The sequence below is a fragment of the Rahnella victoriana genome, from assembly GCF_021276285.1.
GTDB lineage: Bacteria > Pseudomonadota > Gammaproteobacteria > Enterobacterales > Enterobacteriaceae > Rahnella > Rahnella victoriana.
Window position 1 is genome coordinate 193,918 of record NZ_CP089920.1, and the last position, 24,470, is coordinate 218,387.

The 24,470-nt window shown below is 50.9% G+C and carries 21 protein-coding genes and 1 pseudogene; 6 read left to right on the top strand and 16 right to left on the bottom strand.

The window, feature by feature from the left end; translation table 11 throughout:
• Position 1 precedes the first annotated feature (1 nt).
• Positions 2-322 carry a cupin domain-containing protein gene (locus tag J9880_RS22255; protein ID WP_014341967.1) on the top strand — a complete coding sequence of 107 codons (321 nt, stop codon included), beginning with the start codon at positions 2-4 and terminating at the stop codon, positions 320-322.
• A 77-nt stretch (positions 323-399) separates the two neighbouring features.
• On the opposite strand, the gene J9880_RS22260 is transcribed toward J9880_RS22255, so the two are convergent.
• From J9880_RS22260 to J9880_RS22280, 5 genes and pseudogenes are all read right to left on the bottom strand, one after another.
• Positions 400-1,038 (bottom strand): RpiB/LacA/LacB family sugar-phosphate isomerase, encoded by a 639-nt coding sequence (locus tag J9880_RS22260; protein ID WP_095925758.1) that lies wholly within the window; start codon positions 1,036-1,038, stop codon positions 400-402.
• Between the two features lie 73 nt (positions 1,039-1,111).
• Positions 1,112-1,873, bottom strand: coding sequence for a 2-dehydro-3-deoxy-D-gluconate 5-dehydrogenase KduD (kduD, locus tag J9880_RS22265; RefSeq protein WP_232770802.1), 762 nt, complete (start codon positions 1,871-1,873; stop codon positions 1,112-1,114).
• 185 nt (positions 1,874-2,058) lie between these two features.
• A pseudogene (locus J9880_RS22270) lies at positions 2,059-2,275 on the bottom strand (Tn3 family transposase); the annotation flags it as partial.
• A 145-nt stretch (positions 2,276-2,420) separates the two neighbouring features.
• The gene (locus J9880_RS22275; protein ID WP_232770804.1) at positions 2,421-3,011 is read right to left on the bottom strand and encodes a hypothetical protein; all 591 of its coding nucleotides are present in this window, start codon (positions 3,009-3,011) and stop codon (positions 2,421-2,423) included.
• A gap of 578 nt (positions 3,012-3,589) precedes the next feature.
• Positions 3,590-3,946, bottom strand: coding sequence for a helix-turn-helix domain-containing protein (locus J9880_RS22280; RefSeq protein WP_095925761.1), 357 nt, complete (start codon positions 3,944-3,946; stop codon positions 3,590-3,592).
• A gap of 360 nt (positions 3,947-4,306) precedes the next feature.
• Here J9880_RS22280 and J9880_RS22285 point away from each other — a divergent pair, with 360 nt between their 5' ends.
• Both J9880_RS22285 and oqxB read left to right on the top strand, forming a co-directional pair.
• Complete coding sequence (locus J9880_RS22285; protein ID WP_408637251.1) at positions 4,307-5,527, top strand: efflux RND transporter periplasmic adaptor subunit; 1,221 nt, start codon at positions 4,307-4,309, stop codon at positions 5,525-5,527.
• Positions 5,528-5,543: 16 nt separating this feature from the next.
• Positions 5,544-8,696 carry a multidrug efflux RND transporter permease subunit OqxB gene (gene oqxB, locus J9880_RS22290; protein ID WP_095925762.1) on the top strand — a complete coding sequence of 1,051 codons (3,153 nt, stop codon included), beginning with the start codon at positions 5,544-5,546 and terminating at the stop codon, positions 8,694-8,696.
• Between the two features lie 112 nt (positions 8,697-8,808).
• On the opposite strand, the gene J9880_RS22295 is transcribed toward oqxB, so the two are convergent.
• The 4 genes from J9880_RS22295 to J9880_RS22310 all read right to left on the bottom strand — a co-directional run bounded on the left by J9880_RS22295 (position 8,809) and on the right by J9880_RS22310 (position 11,962).
• Positions 8,809-9,294 carry an RrF2 family transcriptional regulator gene (locus J9880_RS22295; RefSeq protein WP_095925763.1) on the bottom strand — a complete coding sequence of 162 codons (486 nt, stop codon included), beginning with the start codon at positions 9,292-9,294 and terminating at the stop codon, positions 8,809-8,811.
• A gap of 210 nt (positions 9,295-9,504) precedes the next feature.
• A complete protein-coding gene (ompC, locus tag J9880_RS22300; protein WP_133822311.1) occupies positions 9,505-10,614 on the bottom strand; it encodes a porin OmpC in 1,110 nt (369 codons plus the stop codon).
• 602 nt (positions 10,615-11,216) lie between these two features.
• Positions 11,217-11,405 carry a hypothetical protein gene (locus tag J9880_RS22305; RefSeq protein WP_095925765.1) on the bottom strand — a complete coding sequence of 63 codons (189 nt, stop codon included), beginning with the start codon at positions 11,403-11,405 and terminating at the stop codon, positions 11,217-11,219.
• Between the two features lie 146 nt (positions 11,406-11,551).
• Complete coding sequence (locus J9880_RS22310) at positions 11,552-11,962, bottom strand: hypothetical protein (protein ID WP_232770805.1); 411 nt, start codon at positions 11,960-11,962, stop codon at positions 11,552-11,554.
• A 230-nt stretch (positions 11,963-12,192) separates the two neighbouring features.
• On the opposite strand from J9880_RS22310, the gene J9880_RS22315 reads away from it, so the two are divergent.
• Complete coding sequence (locus J9880_RS22315) at positions 12,193-12,972, top strand: (S)-acetoin forming diacetyl reductase (RefSeq protein WP_095925767.1); 780 nt, start codon at positions 12,193-12,195, stop codon at positions 12,970-12,972.
• 61 nt (positions 12,973-13,033) lie between these two features.
• Here J9880_RS22315 and J9880_RS22320 read toward each other — a convergent pair whose 3' ends face one another.
• The 3 genes from J9880_RS22320 to J9880_RS22330 all read right to left on the bottom strand — a co-directional run bounded on the left by J9880_RS22320 (position 13,034) and on the right by J9880_RS22330 (position 16,378).
• Complete coding sequence (locus tag J9880_RS22320; protein ID WP_095925768.1) at positions 13,034-13,897, bottom strand: helix-turn-helix domain-containing protein; 864 nt, start codon at positions 13,895-13,897, stop codon at positions 13,034-13,036.
• 104 nt (positions 13,898-14,001) lie between these two features.
• Positions 14,002-14,610 carry a TetR family transcriptional regulator gene (locus J9880_RS22325; RefSeq protein WP_095925769.1) on the bottom strand — a complete coding sequence of 203 codons (609 nt, stop codon included), beginning with the start codon at positions 14,608-14,610 and terminating at the stop codon, positions 14,002-14,004.
• A 172-nt stretch (positions 14,611-14,782) separates the two neighbouring features.
• On the bottom strand, positions 14,783-16,378 hold the full coding sequence (locus J9880_RS22330) for a tannase/feruloyl esterase family alpha/beta hydrolase (protein ID WP_232770807.1): 1,596 nt from the start codon (positions 16,376-16,378) through the stop codon (positions 14,783-14,785).
• Between the two features lie 326 nt (positions 16,379-16,704).
• Here J9880_RS22330 and J9880_RS22335 point away from each other — a divergent pair, with 326 nt between their 5' ends.
• The gene (locus J9880_RS22335) at positions 16,705-16,872 is read left to right on the top strand and encodes a YhfL family protein (RefSeq protein ID WP_119824291.1); all 168 of its coding nucleotides are present in this window, start codon (positions 16,705-16,707) and stop codon (positions 16,870-16,872) included.
• A gap of 310 nt (positions 16,873-17,182) precedes the next feature.
• Here the strand turns inward: J9880_RS22335 and ovoA are convergent, their stop codons facing one another.
• Both ovoA and J9880_RS22345 read right to left on the bottom strand, forming a co-directional pair.
• Entirely contained in the window at positions 17,183-19,324 is a 2,142-nt protein-coding gene (gene ovoA / locus J9880_RS22340; RefSeq protein ID WP_232770808.1) for a 5-histidylcysteine sulfoxide synthase, read from the bottom strand.
• A gap of 147 nt (positions 19,325-19,471) precedes the next feature.
• Positions 19,472-20,596 (bottom strand): tyrosine-type recombinase/integrase, encoded by a 1,125-nt coding sequence (locus tag J9880_RS22345; protein ID WP_232770810.1) that lies wholly within the window; start codon positions 20,594-20,596, stop codon positions 19,472-19,474.
• Between the two features lie 361 nt (positions 20,597-20,957).
• Between J9880_RS22345 and J9880_RS22350 the strand changes: the two genes are divergently transcribed.
• Positions 20,958-22,505, top strand: coding sequence for a methyl-accepting chemotaxis protein (locus J9880_RS22350; RefSeq protein WP_131694502.1), 1,548 nt, complete (start codon positions 20,958-20,960; stop codon positions 22,503-22,505).
• A gap of 79 nt (positions 22,506-22,584) precedes the next feature.
• Here J9880_RS22350 and J9880_RS22355 read toward each other — a convergent pair whose 3' ends face one another.
• Together J9880_RS22355 and J9880_RS22360 are read right to left on the bottom strand one after the other, a co-directional pair.
• Complete coding sequence (locus J9880_RS22355) at positions 22,585-23,325, bottom strand: fimbrial biogenesis chaperone (protein WP_332875569.1); 741 nt, start codon at positions 23,323-23,325, stop codon at positions 22,585-22,587.
• A 23-nt stretch (positions 23,326-23,348) separates the two neighbouring features.
• The gene (locus J9880_RS22360) at positions 23,349-24,434 is read right to left on the bottom strand and encodes a fimbrial protein (protein WP_232770811.1); all 1,086 of its coding nucleotides are present in this window, start codon (positions 24,432-24,434) and stop codon (positions 23,349-23,351) included.
• Between the last annotated feature and the right edge of the window lie 36 nt (positions 24,435-24,470).

Here is a 24,470-nt window from a genome sequence, read left to right on the forward strand (position 1 = left end):
GATGTTCACGTTTAAAAAAGATATTCCCCTGCAGGATCTGGGCGACGGTGTAAGCCGTCGCGTTCTGGCGCATGACGGCACCATGATGGCCGTCGAAGTGTATTTTGAAGAAGGTGCGGTAGGTCCGATGCATAACCATGTGCATGAACAACTGACCTACGTGTTGTCCGGCCGGTTTAAATTCACCATCGGTGAGGAAACGCATGAAGTGAGCGCAGGCGATACGCTGTATAAAAAACCGTACATCATGCACGGCTGCGTATGTCTGGAAAAAGGGGTGTTGCTGGATACCTTCACTCCGCAACGGCAGGATTTCCTTTAACCCGTCATCTTTTGATTTGCATAAAAAAACCGGTGCCACAGGGGCACCGGTTTTTTTGTCACGCTGAAAACGAAATCTTATGCGAGGATTTCACGCACGAAGTTTTCGATCTCTTTGTTCTGGCAGTTCTCGAAGAAGCATTTCTGGAAACGTTCACCGGTCACGGCGGTTTTCACCAGCTCAGGATCGATGGCACGCAGGGTATCCAGATAGTTTTCTTTCACCACCGCCGCTTTGACCTGATTCAGAATGCCGGCATTGCGCACCTGAGGTTCTTTACGGTCAGCCGGATAACCTTCACCTTTCACGCCGGTAAAGGCTTTTTCGAAGATGAAACGCACGTTCAGTTCTGCGCCCCAGCCGAAACCTTTGGCAAACGGCAGGGATAATGCGTTGCCGTTGTTAATTTGCGCGAACAGAAAAGCATCCGCAGGGTCGATACAGTAACCGCAGTTCACACCCGGATGAATGTTCAGGGACATCAGCGCGCCCTGCCCGGTGCCGCAGCCCGCGACCACAAAATCAACCGCTTTGGAATTGAGCAAAATGCTGGCCATGATGCCGAGATGAATGTAAGTCAGGTGGTGATCCTGCTCGTCAGACATGCCCACGTTGTACACCGGATATTCTTTTTCCGACGCGACCGCGTTGAGTTCTTTCAGGATGATCGCGTTTTTCGCGGCCTGGCTGTTTTCCATCATCAATGCAATTTTCATGAGATTTCCTCTTTGGGCAGCGGTGTCACCCGCTGCTGTCTGTAAATAGGTAGGTTATCAACCGGTGGCGGAATTAACGCGCCAGCCAGCCGCCGTCAACGGCAATGGTGTAGCCATTAATATAGTCGGAAGCCGGGGAAGACAGGAACACGACCGGCCCCATCAGGTCGGATGGCAATCCCCAGCGACCGGCAGGAATACGGCCGAGGATCTCTTCGCTACGCGCTTCATCGGCACGCAGTTGCTGGGTGTTGTTGGTGGCCATATATCCCGGCGCGATGGCGTTCACGTTGATATTGTGTTTCGCCCATTCGTTTGCCAGCAGACGGGTGACACCCATCACGGCACTTTTCGACGCGGTGTAGGAAGGCACGCGGATACCGCCCTGATAGGACAACATCGAGGCGATATTAATGATTTTGCCGCCGGTGCCTTGCGCAATAAATTGTTTCGCCACCGCCTGTGACATAAAGAATACGGACTTGATGTTCAGGTTCATCACGTCATCCCAGTTCTTTTCACTGAACTCGATGGCATCTTCACGACGGATAATCCCGGCGTTGTTGACCAGAATATCCAGATGACCCATTTCTGCGACCGCGCGCTCAAGCAATGCCGGGATCACTTTGGTGTCGCTGAGATCGGCTGTCAGGCTCAGGAAGCGACGGCCAGTGGCACCCACGCGCTCGATAGTTTCTGTTGGCTCGACAATGTTAATCCCGACAATGTCACAACCGGCTTCGGCGAGGCCGAGCGCCATACCCTGACCTAAACCGGTATCACATCCGGTCACTACCGCAACTTTCACCTGAAGAGAAAAATTATCCAGAATCATGATGTTTCCTTTATTCATAAAACGGAGGCAAATACGCTTTTCCGTAGGACTGATGGTTGTCGGGCATGGCCCGGCGGCGAACTGATGAAGGGAAGTTTAACGATAAAATTCGCGCAACTCAACAAATTGAAACATCATTTCAATTTATATGAACTTTGGTGTCGGTTTTTGTTGGGTGGATCACGTCCTGACGGTCGTGAGCTTTTCAGTCGTGAGAAGAATTTCGGAAGCATTGATGGTGCTCAGGTTCAGCGAACCCGCTGTTCTCATCATCTCATGCCACTGATTTTCTGCCTTCGACAGATCGGCACATCCACGGGCCGGCTCATCAAGTGTTCTGTAATTTGTCGATTTATCCACCCGCCAGAATATCGCTTCACTGGCATCAGCCTGGCGGGGGGCGACCTTTTTTCTTCGCGGGGGCGCTGAGGTGGAGAAATATCCGATGCATGATTGCCTTGAATGGGCATCACAACTTTTGCTGACTTCACTCTATAAATGCGACACAACTCTTACAACCCCAGGCGCCTGGAAACATATCCCTTTGTTATCTCTTGGCTAACAACTTCTTGTGCTCCATGTGCTCTTTGTACTTATTTTCCATATAGTCAGTTTTAACCGCGACTACGCGCCATTTAATATTTCCGCGAGCTAACATATTATTGAAAAGTAACCCGGCCTTACCTTTTATGACTTCATGTCCTAAATGATTCGTTCCTTTAGGTCCTAATCCATAACTTCCGCCATCGCCCTCTGGTTTAGGTGCTACAATATTCTCCGCAGTAAACATTTTATATAAATACCCCGGAGAAGGCGTTTCGAACTCAACAATGTAAACAGCTGGATGGTGGGCGCCAAAATAACCTTTTGAATTGGAAACGTAATTGTAGTTTGTAGCAATCCCACCATATGATTCACTTTTTGCAGGGTTACCCATAAAGTAAAGTCTGTTTTTAGCTTCAAGCATTTGGTATTCATCGGTTGGCATTGCTCTATACCAATATTTTGCAATATCGTACTCCAAAGGCCCTTTTTGCTTAATATCTATAGCTTCAAATCGATCGTGCTTCAGACGCAGCTTATCCAGGTCGCACAACAAGGGCTTGGTCAACGCGGTGTTAAAAAGATAATTATTCATTTCCTATTCCTTTATCATATGGCTAACAATTTATTAATTTAATAACAATAAAATGGCACAACTTCTGTCGCACTAAGCCAGTAGCTGTATTACTACTCCAGTGATACAGCCTTAATTTATTCAGGTTTTTCTGATTCTTTAATATCTACATCTTCCGGTTTACTTTTTCGCTCTATGACCGCTGTAAATGCGACTCAGTCACCATTGAATACAAAATCGGGGTTGATGAAATACCAGCCTTGCCTCATATGTTTGGCAATAATTTGAGCGGCTTCTAATTCTGCTAATCCTGGAAAAATGCGGCACTGAAGCCCAACCGTATGAAACATACGCCAGGTACATTTTTTGAGCTAAATGCGTGACAGCGTCATGTTTTGTCAGATTATACCTAATTCAACTTAGGGATTGATTTTTTGTGCTGGAAGGGCTACCTGAGAAGCAACAGGACTAAATCCGACTGGGATAATGAGAGAAATGAAGAAGATGACGGCGGTAACAGAGAGTTCACTGCCCGGCAGGGAAGCCGGGCCAGCGGTACACACTTATTCAGGGGAAGAATGAATAAGTGGAGGCAACCTTTAGTGCAGGCAGCCCTGACATTCAGTGGCAAGCGACAAACCACGGCGCCAGTCGCCAGGCGTCTGACCAAACTGTCGTTTAAAGCTGCGGGTGAAAGACTGCTGAGAGTCGAAGCCCAGCGAAATCGCCACGCTGACGATCGGTTCGCCGCTGCTGGCCAGCATATCGGCAGACTTTTTCAGTTTTTTCTCTCGGATGTATTCACCCATCGGCAGGCCGGTGTGCTCTTTGAACATGCGTTGCAGATACCAGCGTGAGTAGCCTGCCCGCTTGGCGACGGTTTTAATGTCCAGACGTTCTTCCAGATTGTGATCGATCCAGTCGATCAGGTCGTGAATGAAATCCTCGGTTCTCATGGAGACTCTCCTGCTTTTTTATTGTTTGCGCCCCCCGAGGGCGACTCGTCTTTTAATACGTTGACGCAGTTTTCGTTTAAATGCAAGTTTTACTATTGCATTTAATTTCCTGTTACAGGATAGTCTCGTTCCCCGACGTAAACGTTCTGTAAAACAGCACAGAAAGTGTAACAGTAATTCTTGCACTTTAGTAGGCGCATCCCTACAATCCCCTCGAATCAATTGTATCAGTATTTGATACATTATTGTGCTGATGAACGGCACAAGTCCCAAAAAAGTCGGATCAGGCAAAGGACGTTACCCGGCGGACAGGCCGGTGTATTGCCTGACAGCACTTACTCACTGGAAATAAAAATAATGATGAACCTGCAAAAATCACAGGTTGTTGTACGCGGCCGCTCCGGCGGTACGCATTTGACGTTGCGCCTTTCAGGGGTTGCGCTGATGGTCGCCCTGCTTGCCGGGTGTGATAACAGCGTGGCGCAAAACTCGGCACCGCCTGCTCCGCAGGTCAGTGCGGCAGATGTATTAATCAAACCTATCAGCCAGTGGGATGCTTTTAACGGGCGTGTTGAGGCGGTGCAAAGTGTTCAGTTGCGCCCCCGCGTGTCCGGCTATATCGATAAAGTGAATTATCAGGAAGGCGAGGAAGTCAGGAAAGGTCAGGTGCTGTTCACCATTGATGACCGCACCTACCGGGCCGCGCAGGAGCAGGCTCAGGCTGAACTGGTGCGTGCGCGCAATCAGGCCAGTCTGGCAAGAAGCGAATCTGCCCGTACTGAAAAACTGATCGGCACCTTCGCCGTATCGAAAGAAATCGCCGAACAGCGCCGCTCTGCCGCCTCTCAGGCGCAGTCGGATGTGCTGGCCGCCCAGGCCCAGCTCGATATGGCGCAACTGAATCTCGATTTTACCCGCGTGACCTCGCCGATTGATGGACGCGCCAGCCGCGCGATGATCACTACCGGCAATCTGGTGACCGCAGGCGACAGCGCGAGTGTGCTGACGACGCTGGTGTCGCTCGATACCGTGTACGTGTACTTCGATGTGGATGAAGGGACTTTCCTGCGTTATCAGGCCATGGCCCGCGACGCCAGGCTCAGCGATACGCCACAAAGCCGTCTGCCGGTGCATGTCGGTCTGGTGGGCGAAAATGGTTATCCGCATCAGGGCGTGGTGGATTTCACCGATAACCAGCTGAATTCCGGCACCGGCACCATCCGAATGCGCGCCCTGCTGGATAACCGTGACCGCACCTTTACGCCGGGTTTATTCGCCCGGGTACAGATGCCGGGCAGCGCGCAATTCAACGCCATGCTGGTGGACGATAAAGCCGTGCTGACCGATCAGGACCGCAAATTCGTCTATGTGGTGGATAAGGACGGCAAGGCTCAGCGTCGCGATGTGGAAGTCGGCCGTATGTCCGGCGGATTGCGTATCGTGCAAAAAGGCTTGCAGGCGGGTGACCGCGTCATTATCGACGGTGTGCAGAAAGTGTTTATGCCGGGTATGCCTGTCAATGCCAAAACAGTCAGCATGGCCGCCAATACGGTGACTTCCGCGCCTTCTGCCGTTCAATAAAAGAGAATTCTGACTCATGGACTTTTCCCGCTTTTTCATCGACAGGCCGATTTTTGCGGCTGTCTTGTCGATTTTAATTCTGGTCACCGGGGCGATCGCCATTCCCCTGCTGCCGGTCAGTGAATACCCGAATGTCGTGCCGCCGAGCGTGCAGGTCCGCGCTGAATATCCGGGTGCTAACCCGAAAGTGATTGCTGAAACCGTGGCGACGCCGCTGGAAGAAGCCATCAACGGCGTTGAAAACATGGTGTACATGAAATCTGTTGCCGGTTCTGACGGTGTGCTGGTGACCACCGTGACTTTCCGTCCAGGCACAGATCCCGATCAGGCACAGGTGCAGGTGCAAAACCGCGTGGCGCAGGCCGAAGCGCGGCTGCCGGAAGATGTGCGCCGTCAGGGCGTGACCACGCAAAAGCAATCGCCAACCTTAACGCTGGTGGTGCATCTGGTGTCTCCTTCCGGCAAATATGACTCGCTGTATCTGAGCAACTACGCGACGCTGAAAGTGAAAGACGAGCTGGCGCGTTTGCCGGGTGTCGGGCAGATCCAGATATTTGGTGCCGGTGAATATGCCATGCGCGTCTGGCTCGATCCGAACAAGGTCGCCGCGCGCGGGCTGACCGCGTCAGATATCGTCAAGGCGATGCAGGAACAGAACGTGCAGGTCTCTGCCGGTCAGCTGGGTGCGGAACCGATGCCGAAGGACAGCGATTACCTGCTGTCCATCAATGCCCAGGGACGCCTGAAAGATGAAGATGAATTCGGCAAAATCATCCTGAAAAGCGGTGATAATGGCGAAATTGTCCGCCTGCGTGACGTTGCCCGTATCGAAATGGGATCAGGCAGTTATGCCCTGCGCTCTCAGCTCAATAATAAAGATGCGGTAGGGATTGGTATTTTCCAGTCGCCGGGCGCCAATGCGATTGATTTGTCCGACGCTGTACGTGCCAAAATGGCAGAACTGTCGACCCGTTTCCCGGAAGGGATGACCTGGCGTGCGCCGTATGATCCGACGGTGTTTGTCCGCGATTCCATCAGTGCGGTGGTGCATACCCTGCTGGAAGCCGTGGTGCTGGTGGTGCTGGTGGTTATTCTGTTCCTGCAAACCTGGCGTGCGTCGATCATTCCGTTGCTGGCCGTGCCGATTTCGGTGATCGGCACCTTCAGTATTCTCTATTTGCTCGGTTTTTCACTTAACACGCTCAGTTTGTTCGGACTGGTGCTGGCGATAGGTATCGTGGTCGATGATGCCATTGTGGTGGTGGAAAACGTCGAGCGAAATATCGAGGAAGGACTCGCGCCGAGGGACGCCGCGCATCAGGCGATGCGCGAAGTGTCCGGGCCAATCGTGGCTATCGCGCTGGTATTGTGTGCGGTGTTTGTGCCGATGGCGTTTCTGTCCGGCGTGACCGGTCAGTTCTATAAACAATTTGCGGTCACCATCGCCATTTCAACCGTGATCTCGGCCATCAACTCCCTGACGCTTTCCCCTGCCCTGGCGGCACTGTTGCTGAAATCGCACGGCGCACCGAAAGATATGCCGTCACGTTTAATCGACCGTCTGTTTGGCTGGATTTTCCGTCCGTTCAACCGGTTCTTTAACGCCAGTTCTCACCGTTATCAGAATGCTGTGTCGAAAACACTGGGACGCCGTGGCGCTGTCTTTGGTGTCTATATTCTGCTGTTGTGTGCCGCCGCCTTTATGTTCAAAGCGGTGCCCGGGGGCTTTATTCCGACGCAGGATAAACTGTATCTGATTGCCGGGGTGAAAATGCCGGAAGGCGCGTCACTGTCGCGCACGGATGCGGTGATCCGCAAAATCAGCGCAATGGGGCTGAGCACCGATGGCGTAATTGACGCGGTGGCGTTCCCCGGTCTGAATGCGTTGCAGTTCACCAATACGCCCAATACCGGCACGGTGTTCTTCGCGCTGAAACCGCTGAGCGAACGTACCCGTACGGCAGCGGAGATTAACGCCGAAATTAATGCCAAGATCTCGCAGATTCAGGAAGGGTTCGCCTTCTCTATCATGCCGCCACCGATCCTCGGCTTAGGTCAGGGTTCTGGTTATTCGCTGTATGTGCAGGATCGTGCAGGGCTGGGATATGGCGCGTTGCAAACCGCGATAAATACCATGTCCGGTGCCATCATGCAGACGCCGGGAATGGGGTATCCGATTTCCTCGTATCAGGCGAATGTGCCGCAGCTCGACGCGCATATCGATCGTGACAAAGCCAAAGCTCAGGGTGTATCGCTGGATGAACTGTTCAGCACATTGCAGGTGTATCTCGGCTCGTCCTATATCAATGATTTCAACCGTTTCGGCCGTACATGGAAAGTGATGGCGCAGGCTGATGGTCAGTTCCGAGACAGCGTGGAAGACATCGCGAATCTGCGCACACGCAACGATAAAGGCGAAATGGTGCCGATTGGCAGCATGCTGAATATCACGACCACCTACGGCCCTGATCCGGTGATCCGCTATAACGGTTATCCGGCGGCAGACTTAATCGGTGATGCGGATCCGCGTATTCTTTCTTCAGCACAGGCGATGACGGAGCTGACCGCGATGTCGAAGAACCTGCTGCCGAACGGGATGAATATCGAATGGACCGACCTGAGTTATCAGCAATCCACGCAGGGGAATGCGGCGCTGATTGTCTTCCCGATGTCCGTCTTGCTGGCGTTTCTGGTGCTGGCCGCCTTGTACGAAAGCTGGACGCTGCCGCTGGCGGTGATCCTGATTGTGCCTATGACCATGCTCTCGGCGCTGTTTGGCGTGTGGCTGACCGGAGGTGACAATAACGTGTTTGTGCAGGTCGGGCTGGTCGTCCTGATGGGACTGGCGTGTAAGAACGCGATTCTGATTGTTGAATTTGCCCGCGAGCTGGAATTGCAGGGTAAAGGCATTATCGAATCTGCGCTTGAGGCATGTCGCCTGCGTCTGCGCCCTATCGTGATGACCTCCATTGCGTTTATCGCCGGGACCATCCCGCTGATCCTGGGCCATGGTGCCGGTGCTGAAGTGCGCGGTGTGACCGGGATTACGGTGTTCTCCGGGATGCTCGGCGTCACCTTGTTCGGTCTGTTCCTGACGCCTGTTTTCTATGTTGCACTGCGTAAGCTGGTAACACGTAAGAAAGAGGTATTGGAAACGCAAACCGCGTAAACCGTAAAAAGTTAAGATAAGTAAAACGCAAAAAGCCGGGAGATTATCCCGGCTTTCTTATGTGCTTTTTTCTGAAAAGTAAGTAACCAGACGTCCTGGTTTTTTCAGTGGGCTATTTAGAGCAAAGCGAACTGTTGTCGTATTCCGCCGCTAAATCTTTCGTGCACTTGTACTTGCCGCCGCGTTCAAATTCAGCCAGTGCGTCAGCCACCGTGTGACGCGCTAACACCTGAAATGATGCCTCTTCTGCTTCGCTGACGATATTCTTGAAGTAAGTGCAGGCATTGGCGCTGACGACACAACGAGCAGGCACATCAGGGCGCGCGGCCCACAGACGTTTATCTTCAATGACGGCACAATAGATGTCGCGAAGGGAGATGTCTTCCGCCGGGCGGCCAAGGGTAATCGAGCCGGTGCGTCCAAGGGTGGAGACGATAATGCCGTGCTGCGTGAGCGGCACCATCAGTTTGCGAATAAAGCTGGAGTTGGCTTCCAGACCCGTTGCTAAAATCGCACTGGTGCAACGCTGGCCAGCCTTTTGGGACTGAGCGATACAAAACACCATCTGCATAGCTGTCGGAAAGCGATAATCTAACATGTCATTGTCCTGAGAAACCAAGTCTTAGGTTAAGCACCGTATCACAGAGGAAATGCCCTATACGTGATCTGGTCAATAATATAACAAACACTGTTGCATTATTGAAGGCAGACCCTTCTCAAAGGCACATAAAATCACGGGTTGGGCACAAAAAAACCCATCCGGAGATGGGTTTTAGTACTCAGATTCTTCAGTAAGAAGTTTCAGAGATTAGAACTGGTATTGTAAGCCTACGCCAACAACATCATCGGTAGAGATACCGTGATTTGTGTAGAACTCATCATCGTTGTCCAGCAGGTTGATTTTATAATCAACGTAGGTAGACATATTTTTGTTGAAGTAATAGTTCGCGCCAACAGAGACGTATTTAACCAGATCTTTGTCGTTATCATCGCCGCCATTGTTGTTATTCAGATCTTTACCCTTTGACTGCAGGTAAGAGATTTCAGGACGCAGGCCAAAGTCAAACTGATATTGCGCAGTGACTTCAAAGTTCTGAGTTTTATTTGCAATTTCTGAGTCACCGTACATGGTCATATTACGGGTTTCAGCATACATGGTGGCCAGATAAACATTGTTTGCATCGTATTTTGCACCAATGGTCCAGACATCTGCTTTGTCACCACGATTATCGGCTGACTGATCATTTGTACGGTCAGATGACGCATAAGCTGCACCAGCGCTAATACCCATTCCGAAATCATAGGTAGTAGATAAACCATAACCGTCACCATTCTGATGACCTACATCGCGATGGTTGTTTGTTCCTTCAGAATCGTTGGTACCGTCGTTTGCACCCTGATATTGCAGGGCAAAGTTCCAGCCTTTTACTTCGCCGAAGAAGTCAGAATTACGGTAGGTTGCAACGCCATTTGCACGGCCAACCATGAAGTTATCCGACGTGGTATAGGTATCGCCACCGAATACTGGCAGCATATCGGTCCAGGCTTCAACGTCGTACACAACGCCGTAGTTACGGCCATAATCGAATGAACCAAAATCAGCGAATTTCAGACCCGCGAAGCCCAGGCGGGTCGCGTTGCCTGCTGTGCCGCGATTCTCTGAATTATTCGCCTGTACGTTATATTCCCACTGGCCATAACCGGTCAGTTGATCAGAAATCTGAGTTTCGCCTTTAAAGCCGACACGCACGTAAGTTTGATCACCATCATCGCCTACGTTATCGGAGAATTGGTGACGCGCATCAACTTTGCCGTACAGATCTAATTTGTTGCCATCTTTATTATAAATCTCAGCGGAATTCGCTGCGCCCGCAACCAGTAATGCTGGAATAATAAGAGCCAGTGCTTTTAATTTCATGACGTCATTCCTTTATCATTTAATTGAATACTTGAATTTATTATATGTACTTTATTTATGAGTCAAAGCTCACTTCAATAATAACCATATAGTTCATAAAGTTCGCCGTGTAATTCACAGCTTTTGTTTTATTATTCATTGCTAATTATTTCAATGACCTATATTGATATTCTGCATGAATGGATATTTATATGACATATAAAAATTGTATTTATTTAACGATTCCAGGTTGTGTTAATTTATTCGCCGTGTTGTGGCTCATCACCACAATTCATTTACCCTTCTGTGTTTTATTTATATTTCTGTTGCCGTGACCCCTGTTAACGGCTTTGTATATTGCCCCGCCTGACTGCGGGGCATTTTTTTGCATAAAAAAACCCATAACCGGCGAAAGTTATGGGCTCAACAAATGAGAGAGAACAAAAAAATTACACGACGAGGTCAGAGAGACTTTCCACAACAACCTTCATACCTGATGCTGCGGTTGCGCCTGCCGCAACGACAACACCAGTCATTCAGGGCACTACAGGGACTATCAGGAGAAAAGGGATCCGTTGCACAGCTCATTCCAGTAGCTGAAACGCAGTAACCGGACGTAGCGATCAGGAGCGGCGAAACCACGCCGGGTCACTGTTCCCCACATCGATACCGTACAGACAACCGGTCGCAAGAAAACTTTCCAGCAGACGCGACGTATCCTGCGCCCTTTCTTCTGGCCGATCCTGAACCTTACGATGTGTTATGCGCTGCCATAATGAGCGGTGCTCAGCAGTATTTGCAGTCGTTGACATACAGGCCTCCGGTTAATCACCACTTTCTTGCGAAAGCTTTTCAAAAGCAGGCAAACACAGTCTGCCGCTGGAATGACCTCAGTAAACCCTTTCTTGCCGGTGAACAGAACCAACGATTTTTGCTTTATATATGAAGTTTTAAACTATCACTCGCGCAGCCATACCCCTTCGCAGAACAATTTCGCACAGGCCAGACTGTTTTGATGGCGGGCAGCCGGTTCGCCCGGTGTGTAAGCCAGTTGTACCAGCATACCGGTAAAACACTGCGCCATAACTGACGCCGGAATATCATCGCGAAACAATTTGTCCTGCTGACTGAATTGCAGATTTTCTGCGATCAGGGTGATCAGCAAAGCCTGTGTCGCCTGCGCGTGCGGAGGCAACAGCAATGCCTGCGCTGTCAGCGTGGCATCTTCTGCAAAAAAATTAAGCAATTTACGAAAGCTCAGTGCCATCCGGTCAAGCACCTGGTTTTCAGCGACCTGCGGTGCAAGCTGTAATGAGCGCGCCAGCGTACTCAGTCTCTCACGGAAAAGATCAATGTTATGGCCGTTCATTCCGGCATCCTCACTGTTGTGCAATTTCCGCCATTCTACCTGACTTGCGTGAGGGATCAGCGACGTGCCCGCTCGCTGAATCGAAAAAGTTAATGACCGTGGCTAACAATTGCACATCAGAGACCGGAGGCGTAAACCAGTGAATAGCTCACGCAATGGCACCGGGCCGGTTAAACCGTGCCTTGCGCGCAGCACCTGAAGAAGATACCGAATACATAGAGGATAGTCGTATGTCTAAAAATGGAAAAGTGGCTTTAGTAACAGGTGGCGGTCAGGGGATCGGCCGCGCAATTGCCCTGCGTCTGGCGAAGGATGGTTTTGCCGTCGCCGTTGTGGATTACAACGAAGCGACAGCAAAAAAAGTCGCCGAAGAAATTAACCATGCTGGCGGCAAAGCCATTGCCCAGCTGGCAGATGTATCTGACCGGGAACAAGTTTTTGCTGCTGTCGACGCAGCAACTCAACAGCTCGGCGGTTTTGATGTGATCGTCAACAACGCCGGGATTGCTCCGACAACCCTGATTGAAGACATCACGCCCGAGATCGTCGATAAAGTTTATAATATCAATGTGAAAGGCGTCATCTGGGGGATTCAGGCGGCGGTCAAAGCTTTCAAATCATTAGGGCACGGCGGCAAAATTATCAATGCGTCCTCACAGGCCGGACATGTCGGGAATCCGGAGCTGGCCATTTACAGCTCCAGTAAGTTTGCAGTGCGCGGCCTGACCCAGACCGCGGCGCGTGATCTGGCTTCGCTGGGTATCACGGTGAATGCGTATTGTCCGGGAATTGTGAAAACACCAATGTGGGAGGAGATTGACCGTCAGGTGTCTGCCGCAGCGGGCAAACCAGTCGGGTATGGTACGCAGGAATTTGCTAAAAACATTACCCTGAAACGTCTTTCTGAGCCGGAAGATGTCGCGGCATGCGTTTCTTATCTTGCCGGTCCGGATTCAGATTATATGACCGGTCAGGCATTGCTGATCGATGGCGGTATGGTGTTTAACTGATTTCCCCTGTCCGCAGCCAGGCCTCTCATTGCGAGAGGCCTTTTTGTTTTCAGCGCCTGAATCATCTGGCCAGCGGAATATAATATTCACAGGTGACACCGTTCAGCGCCGATTCACGGGAATACTTTTCCAGATCGGGTTGCATGATAAATTCCAGACCCAGTGTTGGCAGGAAGACGGAATAAAGATACAGAATGAAATCGTTCAGGCGACTGAGATCGTACGGATAATTGATCTTCAGATAGCGGCCGGAGGGCACGACGATAGTGTGGCTGTCGCTGGCGTAGACCTGATGGGCCACGGTGTATTCCATCTGCAAAGCATTGGCGACTTCGTCGTTAGTATCAGGGCGGCAATCAGATAATCCCCACACCGGTGCCAGCAGCGATTCCGGGGTTTCCAGATAACGCAGCAGCTCGGCGCGATGAACATGGTTTTTGCTGTTGAATAACGCTTCAATCGGATAGGAATGGGTCGTGGTTTTGCCATCAAACGCCATTTCCGGCATTTCCACGATGTCATATTCCGGCTGCGGAAATTCATCAACAGTCAGCGGCGCCGTGATGCCGTTCATGGTCCAGGAGGCGTTACGACGATACATTCCCGGCGTTTCGGCAAAGTTCTTTTTAAATGAACGCGTGAAGGTTTGCTGCGAATCGTACGAGTAATACAACGAGATATCCAGGATCGGCATATTGGTCAGACGCAACGCGATAGCCGCCATGGTCAGACGACGGTCACGGATGTATTTCCCCAGTGCATAACCTGTTTTACTTTTAAACAAACGCTGAAGATACCAGGGAGAATAGCCGGTCTTTTTCGAGGCTTTTTCCATGGTCAGACGATCACTTAAATTGACTTCGATCCAGTAAAGTAACTCTTTGATCAAGTCATCATGAAAATCAGGTTTCTGTTCGCTTTGCAAAATGAACTCCCTGTGCTGCTATAACGTCACGTCACTGATTCAGTACGCGACAGATGTTGAAAATACATTGACGACAATGACACGGCTGATGTGATCATTATTTTTTAAACTTCAGCCGGTTCCGCGAGGTATGGGTAAAGCTCATTCTCAATCGCGCGGTTGAGATTATATTCCGCACATCCTGCGGTCAGCCCGAGGGATTCCAGACGCGACATGGCATCCATGCTGCTGCTCAGCCCGATTAGCCGCCAGGAAATGTGCTCAGGGGACTCCCCCTCAACAAACTCCCCTTTCTGCCTGCCTAAGGTGATGGCATCGGAAACCAGTTGATGCCAGTCGGCCACTGACAAGGCAAATGCCGCTTTCATCAGCGGTTCCTGTTCGGTCAGCAGCATGGCTTCGTGCCAGAGCGGGATCGCCATCAGAGAGTGATCATCTTTCGGGTCGATTAGAAAAAGATGTAAACGTTCGCGGGCGGTCAGGCTCTGGCATTGCTCCAGAAGCTGGTCTTTCAGGACTTTCATGACCTGCGTATAGGCCTGTGCGCGCAATTCAGCGGCGCTGGAAAAGTGATGATGAACCTGACCTGTTGCCGCCCCGGCTTCCAGCGCGACCCGGCGGACAGTTGTCGCCGCCAGCCCTTCACGTCGCGCGACACGCGCGGCCGCTTCGAGGATGGTGATACGGCGAGCTTCTTTACACAGATAAGCCACAGTAAGAACCGAAGCAAAATAGACAGACGAGGATAATGCCAAGACTTGAACGGATGTTCAAGTTTTTTGAGAACGTTCATTCACCTGTGATTATATATAGGTAAAACTGCTTGCAATCTTGAATGAAAGTGTACCCGCTGAATCTGACAATTGGCTGACAGCGGGAGAGTTTTTATTTGTTTGTGCACACAAAGCTGGAGGCAGATTTTGTATCGCCCTGTCCCTTGTACTCAGGAAACTGCGGATATTCACACAGCGGCATTTCCCGACCGGCAGTGGCTTTATTGGTGTCGGTCATCACCTGTTGTCCGGGATCGATACCGTGATCGACCCATTTATCCAGCGCCCCGAGTGAATCCCAGCTTGCGCGAAAAGTGCCGCTGCTGTGCGTAAAGCCCGGAGCCAGATAAAAACGGGCAAACTGATGCAATGCTTTTTCGCCAAACTGCGCTTTCAGCTTCTCGTAATACGCCACGGTATTACCGGGAGGAACCGCCATATCTGCAGTGCCATGCATCAGCAACAGCTTTCCGCCGTGCTGAACAAACGCACGGATATCGGCATTATTATCATCCACCTGTGACGCCAGCTCATTCAGACGAGCCGCATGTGCAGCAGGATCAAAATTGAGGGAATCATAATCCGGCGAACGCATCACTTCGTAGCGCACGGCCTGATCACCCATCATATAAGGAAAGGAAATAATAATGTTGCGTGCTGCAGGCCTGGGTTTATCGGCGCCGGAGCCAAACACGCTGACCACCGCTGACGCGTCGGCACCCTGTAATATTGGCCACGGTGCAAAGTGATCGCCGGTGGGCAGCGTCACGCCGAGCGGCACCGGCTGGCTGAGCATCTGCACTAGAGCAAGCTGAGGCGCAGTCAGACAATTATCCACATCCTTTTTGCCTTCACAACGCAGCCGTTCAGGTTTAAAAGTCGCCTCGCAGGCACGGGTATTGGCAACAACACCATCACTGAGACCATCCAGCTTGTCGCAGGCACCGGATACCGCATTGGCGATTAAGGCCGCTTTAGCCGGAGATATCCATGCGCCCGGTGTGTTATAGACTGCCTGGCCGATGCGGATGCCGGCCATGTGTAATTCAACCACGTTATAAACCGGATGAATCGCGATAGCGCCGTCATAATCTTGCGGATAACGCTGGATGGCGGCCAGCGCTTCATGACCGCCCTGAGAGTTGCCCTGAAAATACATGCGGGAAGGTTTACTGCCGTAGGCCTGGCGGATAAGCGCGACAGCCACGTCATGCGTTTTTTGGATCTGCTCACCGGCAAAATTTTTCCAGGCTTCGTCATTAAGGGTAAACGCGGCATCGGAAACACCTCCCTGATGACCGGCATCGCTGCCAAAGGTGGCATAACCCTGTTTGAGTGCGCCGGGGGTCGCAGCGGGAGCCAGCCGTGCGGTATCTGCATCCTTGACGGCGCCATCAAAACCGCTGCCGCCCAGTTGCAGGGCTTTGCCATTCCAGCTGAGGGGCAGATAAAGCTGGAAATTGATATCCGGCGCCTTCAGGTCAACAGGTTTGATTTGCCCTTCCAGCTTGCAATGTTGATTACCCGGTTGCCCCGCCATCGCAACGGTAACGATCTGAGCACCACGTGTTGGCAGCCCGATAGCGGCGGCATTAACACGGGCATTTTTCAGCGCGATACATTGCGCTTCCGTCAGTCCTTTCGGCGTAGCCGCCAAAACAGGGAGTGCGAACAGGATCAGTGAGCAGAAATACCAGGAAGCTTTCATCAGACAACATTCATTCCAACAACGTAATGACGGCAGTGTGCCATTAAATGACCGGTGAAAGAAGAACTGTGACGCCGGATGACGACAAGCAAGCGCGTGATTTATTAGATATATGAATACAGAACTTTGAAACATTATTAATATAAGTTAATTATGACTCATATTATATATTTATTAATAGATTTGCCTGCAATTTAATGAGGTAAATACATTAGCGGAACTTGTATTTTGTTTGCCAGCCACCAATGATAGGCGTATATTTCGCCTGCCAGATTGTCCAATCATGGCCATGAAATATAACTGTCTATTTTTAAAAAGGAATTTACATGAAAAACATTCTGAAACTTGCCCTTCTGGCAGCAGTAGTGACCACCCTCTCAGGCTGTACCGGCAGTGTTAATAATAAAGAAAAAAATTGTGACTACGATTATTTCCTGCACCCGGCTATTTCAATTTCTAAAATGATCGGTGGCTGCGGCCCGACTGATAAGTAATGTAGTCTGTATTATGAATGCCGGGCTTGAATGTCCGGCATTTACACATCCCACCTCATCGTTCCCCCCTTCTCTTCATGCTCCTCGCGATTTAGAACAGTCACTGATGTTACGTCATCGCTCACAAAACCTTGCTTTAGTTACAACATCCTTATGCATTTAAACATCAACAACAGTGATTACATCAGCTACTGAGATACATTCTTTTCAAACAGATGGAATGCGCAGCTCTCAAATTCCAGCCTGGCTGCGTTACCGCAATAAAAAAGGTCGCCGAAGCGACCCTCTGTTCATGACAGACAAAACGGGATTAACGTTTACGCCAGAGCGTCAGTTCCGCCACTGTATGCTGGAATTTTCGTGCGGTTTCACGGATCACGAAAGGCACATCCTGTGGTTTCTGCACTTCTTCAAACTCGCTGGCCAGCAGACGACGGAGCGTCTGATATGTCGTCACAGCTTCGCCATTTTCCCGAAAACCACCCAGCCACTGCGCTTTTGGCGTGTATTCTTCAAGCCAGGTATAAGGCGAAGAAAGCATTAACAATCCGCCACTGCGGATCATCGGGGCAATATCTTTCAGAAAACGCGCGGGTTCACGTAACCGGTCCAGCAGATTTGCCGCCAGCACCAGATCAAACAATTCTGCCTGGGGTTTGAGATTACAGGCATCACCCTGCACAAAAGTCACCCGTTCCGTTTGCGCGGTGCTGATGTTGACGTCCGACAATGCTGCCTGACAATAATCCACCAGTTCGCCCTCTTCCGGGATCACATAACGGCAGGCTTCACCACGCGCTAATGCCAGCGCAACATCAATAAACCGCGCGGAATAATCCATACCGGTCACGGAATCGAAATGACGTGCGAGTTCAAAACTCGCCCTGCCGGTGGCGCAGCCAATATCCAGTGCCCTTCCCCGCAGTTGACTGTTTTTCAATGCAATATCAACCAGTTGTTGCGCATAATTCGGCACATCAAAATGCCGCGGACCATACTGAAAATCGAGATATTGCGCGACCAGCCCGTCGGTTTCATACGGGTTCACGGCCACCACTTCCTGATGGCTGGAGATCACATAGCGGAAACCGGCGTGCTGGAAGAAATGACGACGAAAAGCATAACGCGATGATTTCAGTGCTTCATTCCCGGTTGAAATCCAGCTTCCGCCCTTGATCATCGAGTGTTTACCATCAAACGTTGGCGTCGAAAAATCGTCATACAAAGGATGAACGCGGAAGCCGTCAAAACCGCTGATCGGGGTAGACGCCCATTGCCAGACATTGCCCACCACATCATAAAAATCACCCTGAGCAAAATAATCCACCGGACAGGATGATGCCCACCACGCCAGATTGATATTGCCCGGCGCGGTTTCCCAGTCTGGCTGGTCGCCAGGCACCTGATTACGCAAAATCATCCACTCCGCTTCTGTTGGCAATTGCACCGATTCCCCGGTTTCCGCCGCTTTCCAGCGACAAAATGCAGCCGCTTCCAGCTGATTCACTTCCACCGGCCAGTCCCACGGCATCGGCACTTCTTCCGTCATCAGCCGCAATTTAAGTTGTTCAGGTTCCTGCGGAGAACCGACCCAGAAGGTCGGCATTCCGGCCTGCGCAAAATCCCGCCAGCCTGCCCCTTCTTCGTCCCACCATTGTGCATCCTGATAACCGCCCGCCTGCACAAAAGTATAAAATTCAGCGTTACTGACCAGCATTTTACTGGCGCTGAAGGCCTGAATTTTATGCTCAGACGTGCCATATTCGTTGTCCCATCCATAGGTATCATCTTGCTTACCCAGCGTGACAACGTCACCTTTTACCGCCAGTGTCGTATTTTCCGGCACCGTATTCCGGTCATGCCGGGCCAGATCACAGGCTGGCCAATGGGGCTGAGGCTTAACCCATTCCACCGGTAACTGTCGGATCAAGACACTGGACGTTTCCAGATGGATGCGTTCATGCTCAATACCCATCAGGATCACCCACGCCGGACTGTCCCAGCCAATGGGTAAACTCAGCGGCATGGTATCAATAATCCCCAGCACTTCTTCCCGAACTTTGTCGCGATACTGACGCAAATTGGCGACAGACGGCCAGTTATAGTTCTGATCATCAAGATCATCCCAGCTCATTTCATCGACGCCAATCGCCAGCATGGCTTCAATCTGTGAATCAATACGTTTCGGGATCAGCCCCGCTGCCATCAGTTTATTAATATAAAACGTCGCGGTATGGCCGAAATAAAAAATCAGCGGATGGCGCAGTGAAATCGCCTTAGTAAAATAAGCACGTTCGTCCGCGAGGCAGTCAAACAGGCTCTCATACAATTCCCAGGTCTGAATAAAATAATCGCGGATTTCCTGACGTTTTTTCTCTGCGGTGCCACTGCTCAGCAAAAGGGTCTGCGTCGGTTCTGGCAGCCCGATGGCATTGTTTCGTTGTGAAAGCATTATTAAGTCCTCTGTCTTCTGGCGTTGCCAAATCAATACACAAGTGTAGCAGTTCACATCTTTGGCTTATTCCCGGTCTGCTTCTGACCGGCTTTTTTGTTATCAATCGTGGATCTTTGTCTTCTGGTCAACATCGCCCTGACGCGGTTATCTTTCCATATACAGCAGCGAATTGTCATGAACCTGCAGGGATTCGCCTTCAAACTGATGACGTAAATCGAGATAATCCGGCGCATCGATGATGCCCTGAATATTGTCAGAAAATGCGTCGAGTGCCTGTTTCATCTGCGGCAGATAATCATGAGTGTCATAAACACGGTCAATCCCTTCCAGTGAATGATTCATGATTTTACGGGCGACATCGTTAGGCACATTCAGGGAGGATAATTTTGATCGTGCTGTCCGGCGTAAATCGCGCGTCGTAAAAGCGTCAATGCCGAGACCGCGTTCCGCCCGTAACATCCGCCGGATGACCTGCGTCACCGCGCCACGCGACAGTGGTTTTTGCGCATCGAGTGGCGAAGGTACCAGCCACGGACTCTCTCCGGGGCTGGCTGAAATCAACGCATTAATGCAAGTGATCATCAGCGGCGTCAGCGGAAGACTGTGGTCGCGGGCTGATTTATTGCGCGTTCCCTGCCGCCAGAGGCCAATACGTAAATGAAACTCCTCTTTGCGGGCGCACACCACTTCATCCGGGCGCCTTGCCGTCAGCAAACATAGCCGTAATGCCCAGCGGCATTGTTCTGAAATATCCCATAAATCAAGGCCATGCCAGAAAATCCAAATTTCCGCATCGGTTAACGCCCGCTCGCGAGGCGGCGTATTCCTCCCCCCCACATCACGGCGTTTCATTGAACTGAGCGGCGAATGTGTCAGATAGCCCTGGGTTTCCGCCCAGCCGAAAAATTGCTTACACAATGCGAACACGCGTTTGGCTTCTGAAATTTTCCCCTCGGCCAGCAAGACGTTGAACAGTCTGTTGAGCCGCAAACGGGTCATTTTGTTTAATGGCACTTCACCGATTACCGGCAACACATGTTTCATTAACGAGGACACCGCAATCTCCGGACGGCGTCTCGTCAGGATCAGCGAAAGCCGGATCCAGATATTGATCACCTGTCCGACGGTCGCGTTCCCCTCTTCATCAAAATCATCCAGTTTTGCCAGCGGCGTCATTTTGATCTTCTGAAGATAGGCGAGCACATGCCGCCCGACATTTTCGGCAGCAAATCCTGTTTCAGCGGTTGTTGCGGATCCGGCTTTATTCATCTGCCTAATTTCACCTTAAAAATCATAGGGCAGAGTTATAACAAGCCTGAAGATCTTAGGCAAAAGGTTTATGACTCCAGACCTATTAAGTCTGGAGTCACAACGACGTCGTATAAAGAAAAATTGGCAACTCCGCTGCGTGATGGTGTGTGAATGAAATGGCGATAAAGCCTTCGCTTTGCTTAAAACATCGCCACGACAGGCGGTAAATGGGCAAAAAACGGGCTGCCTTGCCTCATGAAACGATTAATTCCGGGAACGTGAGTATTCCCGCTAAAGAAAATTTTGCTTATGCCGACATGTTAATAGTTAAGGATCCTTAATCTCATTCAAACCGCAGTCTGGCCACGGAAATGTCACTATGCGCAATAATCAACCAGTATCCCAACGGGAATATCAGTACCCTGACGACGCCACATTAATGTCAACGACTGATGCCGACAGCCGTATTACCTACGCCAACGATGCATTTATTGAAGTCAGCGGTTTTGCCCGTGAAGATATTATCGGGCAGCCTCACAATATTGTTCGTCATCCCGATATGCCGCCTTCCGCATTCAAAGATATGTGGAGCACATTACAGCAAGGTTTTCCCTGGACTGCGCTGGTGAAAAACCGCCGCAGCAACGGCGATCATTATTGGGTGCGCGCTAACGTTGTGCCGATCATTCGTGGCGGGAAAACCAAAGGCTATCTGTCTGTCCGCACCAAACCCACCGCCGCCGAAATCAGTGAGACACAAACGCTGTATGACAAAATGAATCGTGGCGAACTGAACAACCGCCGGTTGCATCGCGGACTGTTGATCCGTACCGGCATCACCCGCAGTTTTTCCATTCTCAAAACGCTCACGGTGCGCTGGCGGATCCGCAGCAGTTTGCTGGCACTCCTCCTCCTTAACTCACTCGCACTTTTCGCGCTGGCTTCCCTGCCCGCCATGCAAATGACGATGGCATTAGCACTCAATGCATTTTTCATTCTGTTGCTGGGTTGCTGGCTGGAATGGCAAATCACCCGTCCGGTCGAACAACTTTGCAGTCAGACCTTGCGGGTGGCCAGTGGCGCGAGTCATACGATCACACCGATGGCGCGCGTCGATGAAATTGGGATGACGTTACGATCGGTCGGCCAGCTCGGATTGATCTGCCGCTGGATGGTAGATGACGTCAACGACCAGGCGCATAAAGTCCGCACGGCCAGCGAGTCACTGGCGAATGGTAATGAAGCACTGAGTCAGCGTACGGAGCAAACTGCCGCAAACGTCGGACAAACAGCAGCGGCAATGAATGAGATGAGCGCGACCGTTGAAAGTAACACTCAGACAGCGGCCGAAGCGGACAAACTTTCCCTGACAGCCAGCGCCGCAGCGGAAAAAGGCAGCAATGCGATGCAGGACGTTGTCGGCACCATGCAGGAAATTACCGACAGTTCCCGGCAAATTGCCACCATCACCAATGTGATCGATGGCATCGCTTTCCAGACAAATATTCTGGCACTCAATGCCGCCGTCGAAGCAGCGCGGGCAGGTGAACAAGGCAAAGGTTTCGCCGTGGTGGCGGGTGAAGTCCGCAGTCTGGCGCAACGCAGCGCCAGCGCCGCCAGCGAAATCAAACGTCTGATCGACAGCAGTGTGGAAACGGTGGTCTCGGGTTCGAAGCAGGTTGATCAGGCGGGGAAAACCATGGCCGACATTGTCTCTCAGGTACAAAATGTCAGCGCCCTGATCGGACAAATTCGCAGTGCCACCGGAGAACAAAATCTGGGTTTACTCGATATTGCCAAAGCAATAGAAGAACTGGATCGCATCACGCATCAGAATTCAATTCAGGTTCAGGAAGGTGCCAACGCCTCTTCCGGGCTGAAACGACAGGCGGACAGGCTGGTAGAAGCCGTGGGCGTGTTCAGATAAAAGTGCAATATGGAATACCGGGCTGTGATCCCTTCAGTCCGTGCCCCCATGCGATGGCGGACGGACTGAAAATACATTGTTATTTTACGGATGCAGCATGATATTTACTCACCACTCCATAATCATCTATGTATCTGAAGCGTACCGCTGATTTTTCTTTTTTATCAAAATGGGCAAAGGGAACATTGATATGACTGAAAGGGGCAATCATGCCATCATCAGGTAAATTGTCTTCCCGTCGCCCATCGTTATATTTCACTTCAGTCAGTGTGATATACAAGGGTGACCGGTTTTCTATGCGAAGCAGCGATTTATTATTTTCGATGGCGTGAGAAAAATATAATCTCGTGATGGCCTCGCTGCTGGTGAGTTTCCCAATTGCAGGAGGACGGTAGAAAACTTTGATCCAGGTGCGTATTGCCATCTGCAACGTATGACTCGCTTCTTCCTTTGACATTTCGGGCGGAATTTCAAGGACATTGAGCCAGAACAGTGACTCGGCATTTGCCTGTCTGGAGAGATTCTCACCCGTATACAGTACGCGTATCCCCAGTGAACTTTTAGGTTCAAGTCTTGTGACCGGTGGCAACACAATAAAGGGAACCTGAATATGTTCAGGCTTCTTTTCCGCATCATCTTTATCAATCCAGAACTGCATGAGTGCAGGTTTCATCCCTTCATTTATCAGGGTAAACGATTCATCAAGAGAGTGAGGGGTGAATATTAACCGGGTCCGGTTTATATACGTTTCACTTATTCCCGGATGAAGGAATGATGCCCAGAGCATTATACACAGAGGCAATGACGTTATGATTTTCATGGCGAATAACAACTCTTTTTTAATTATTTATACTTCAGCGTAAAAGTCACGGCACCACTTACATTCCCTGAAGAGACCGTATTTTCGGTCTGATACAAACCGACCCTGAGGGGGATCGCATAGTTCGCGTTAGCCGCGCTGGAATTATAATCCGCCAACAAATAGTCGGTATTGAATGTCACCGGAACATCCTGATCACTCAGCATTTGTAATCCGACTCCGGCAGCCGTTGACGTGCTGTCCAATGCAAACACACCCTGCGAACTGTTTTTAATCGCTGTCGTTGGCATAAACGAATAGCTGATACTGGCCAGCCCGGCCGGGCACTGGGTGAAATTGAGTTTAAAATCCGTGCGGGAGGTTGTGTAACCCGGGCCGCTGAATTCTGACCGGGCTGCGGGGGGCAATGTGACATCCACGTTGGGCGTCGTGCAGGTTCCCCCCGTCGCAATAATGGCGGCTCCGTTCGCAAACTGCGCGATCATATAGGTGCCACTGCCCTGTTCAGAGGCTCCTCCATAAGTTTGATAATGGCGCATGTACATCGGATCGAAAAGCGGTGTCGGGCCAGCACTCAGCGACGTTGCCGTCTTAACAAAACGGATCTGTACATCAACGCCGACATTAAAGGACTTTCCGCTGTCATAGGTGACAGGGAAAAGTTCAGCGGGTATTTGATAGATCCCCGGCGCCACGGTCAGCGGATACCACATGCTGGTTTGTCCCTTTACCGTATAGCGCCAGCGGGAGATATAACCAAGGCCGGATTTTACGGTCGTATTGTAAACACTGTAAGTCTGGCCTTCCGTCGATATAGCATTCCAGATGGGATAAGGGGGATAGCCCAGCACAGCCATCTGCGGTGAAATTGTCTGAGCGGTATTTCTTTGAGCGCAGGTCCATGCCGTCGGATCCGAAGAGGTCATCCACCCCCCCAGCAAATCACCCACCTTCGCATCTTTACCCACCTGAATGACGGTAGAAGCAAAATACTGGTAAACACCGTTTGTCCGGTTGCAATCAACCCAACTGCCTTCCGCCCGGACCTGAGCATTCATTCCGGCAAACATGAATGCGACAAAGAAGATCGCTCTGAAGATTTTGCCCATGTCATTTTTCCCTGATTATTGGCATACCACGTCGGC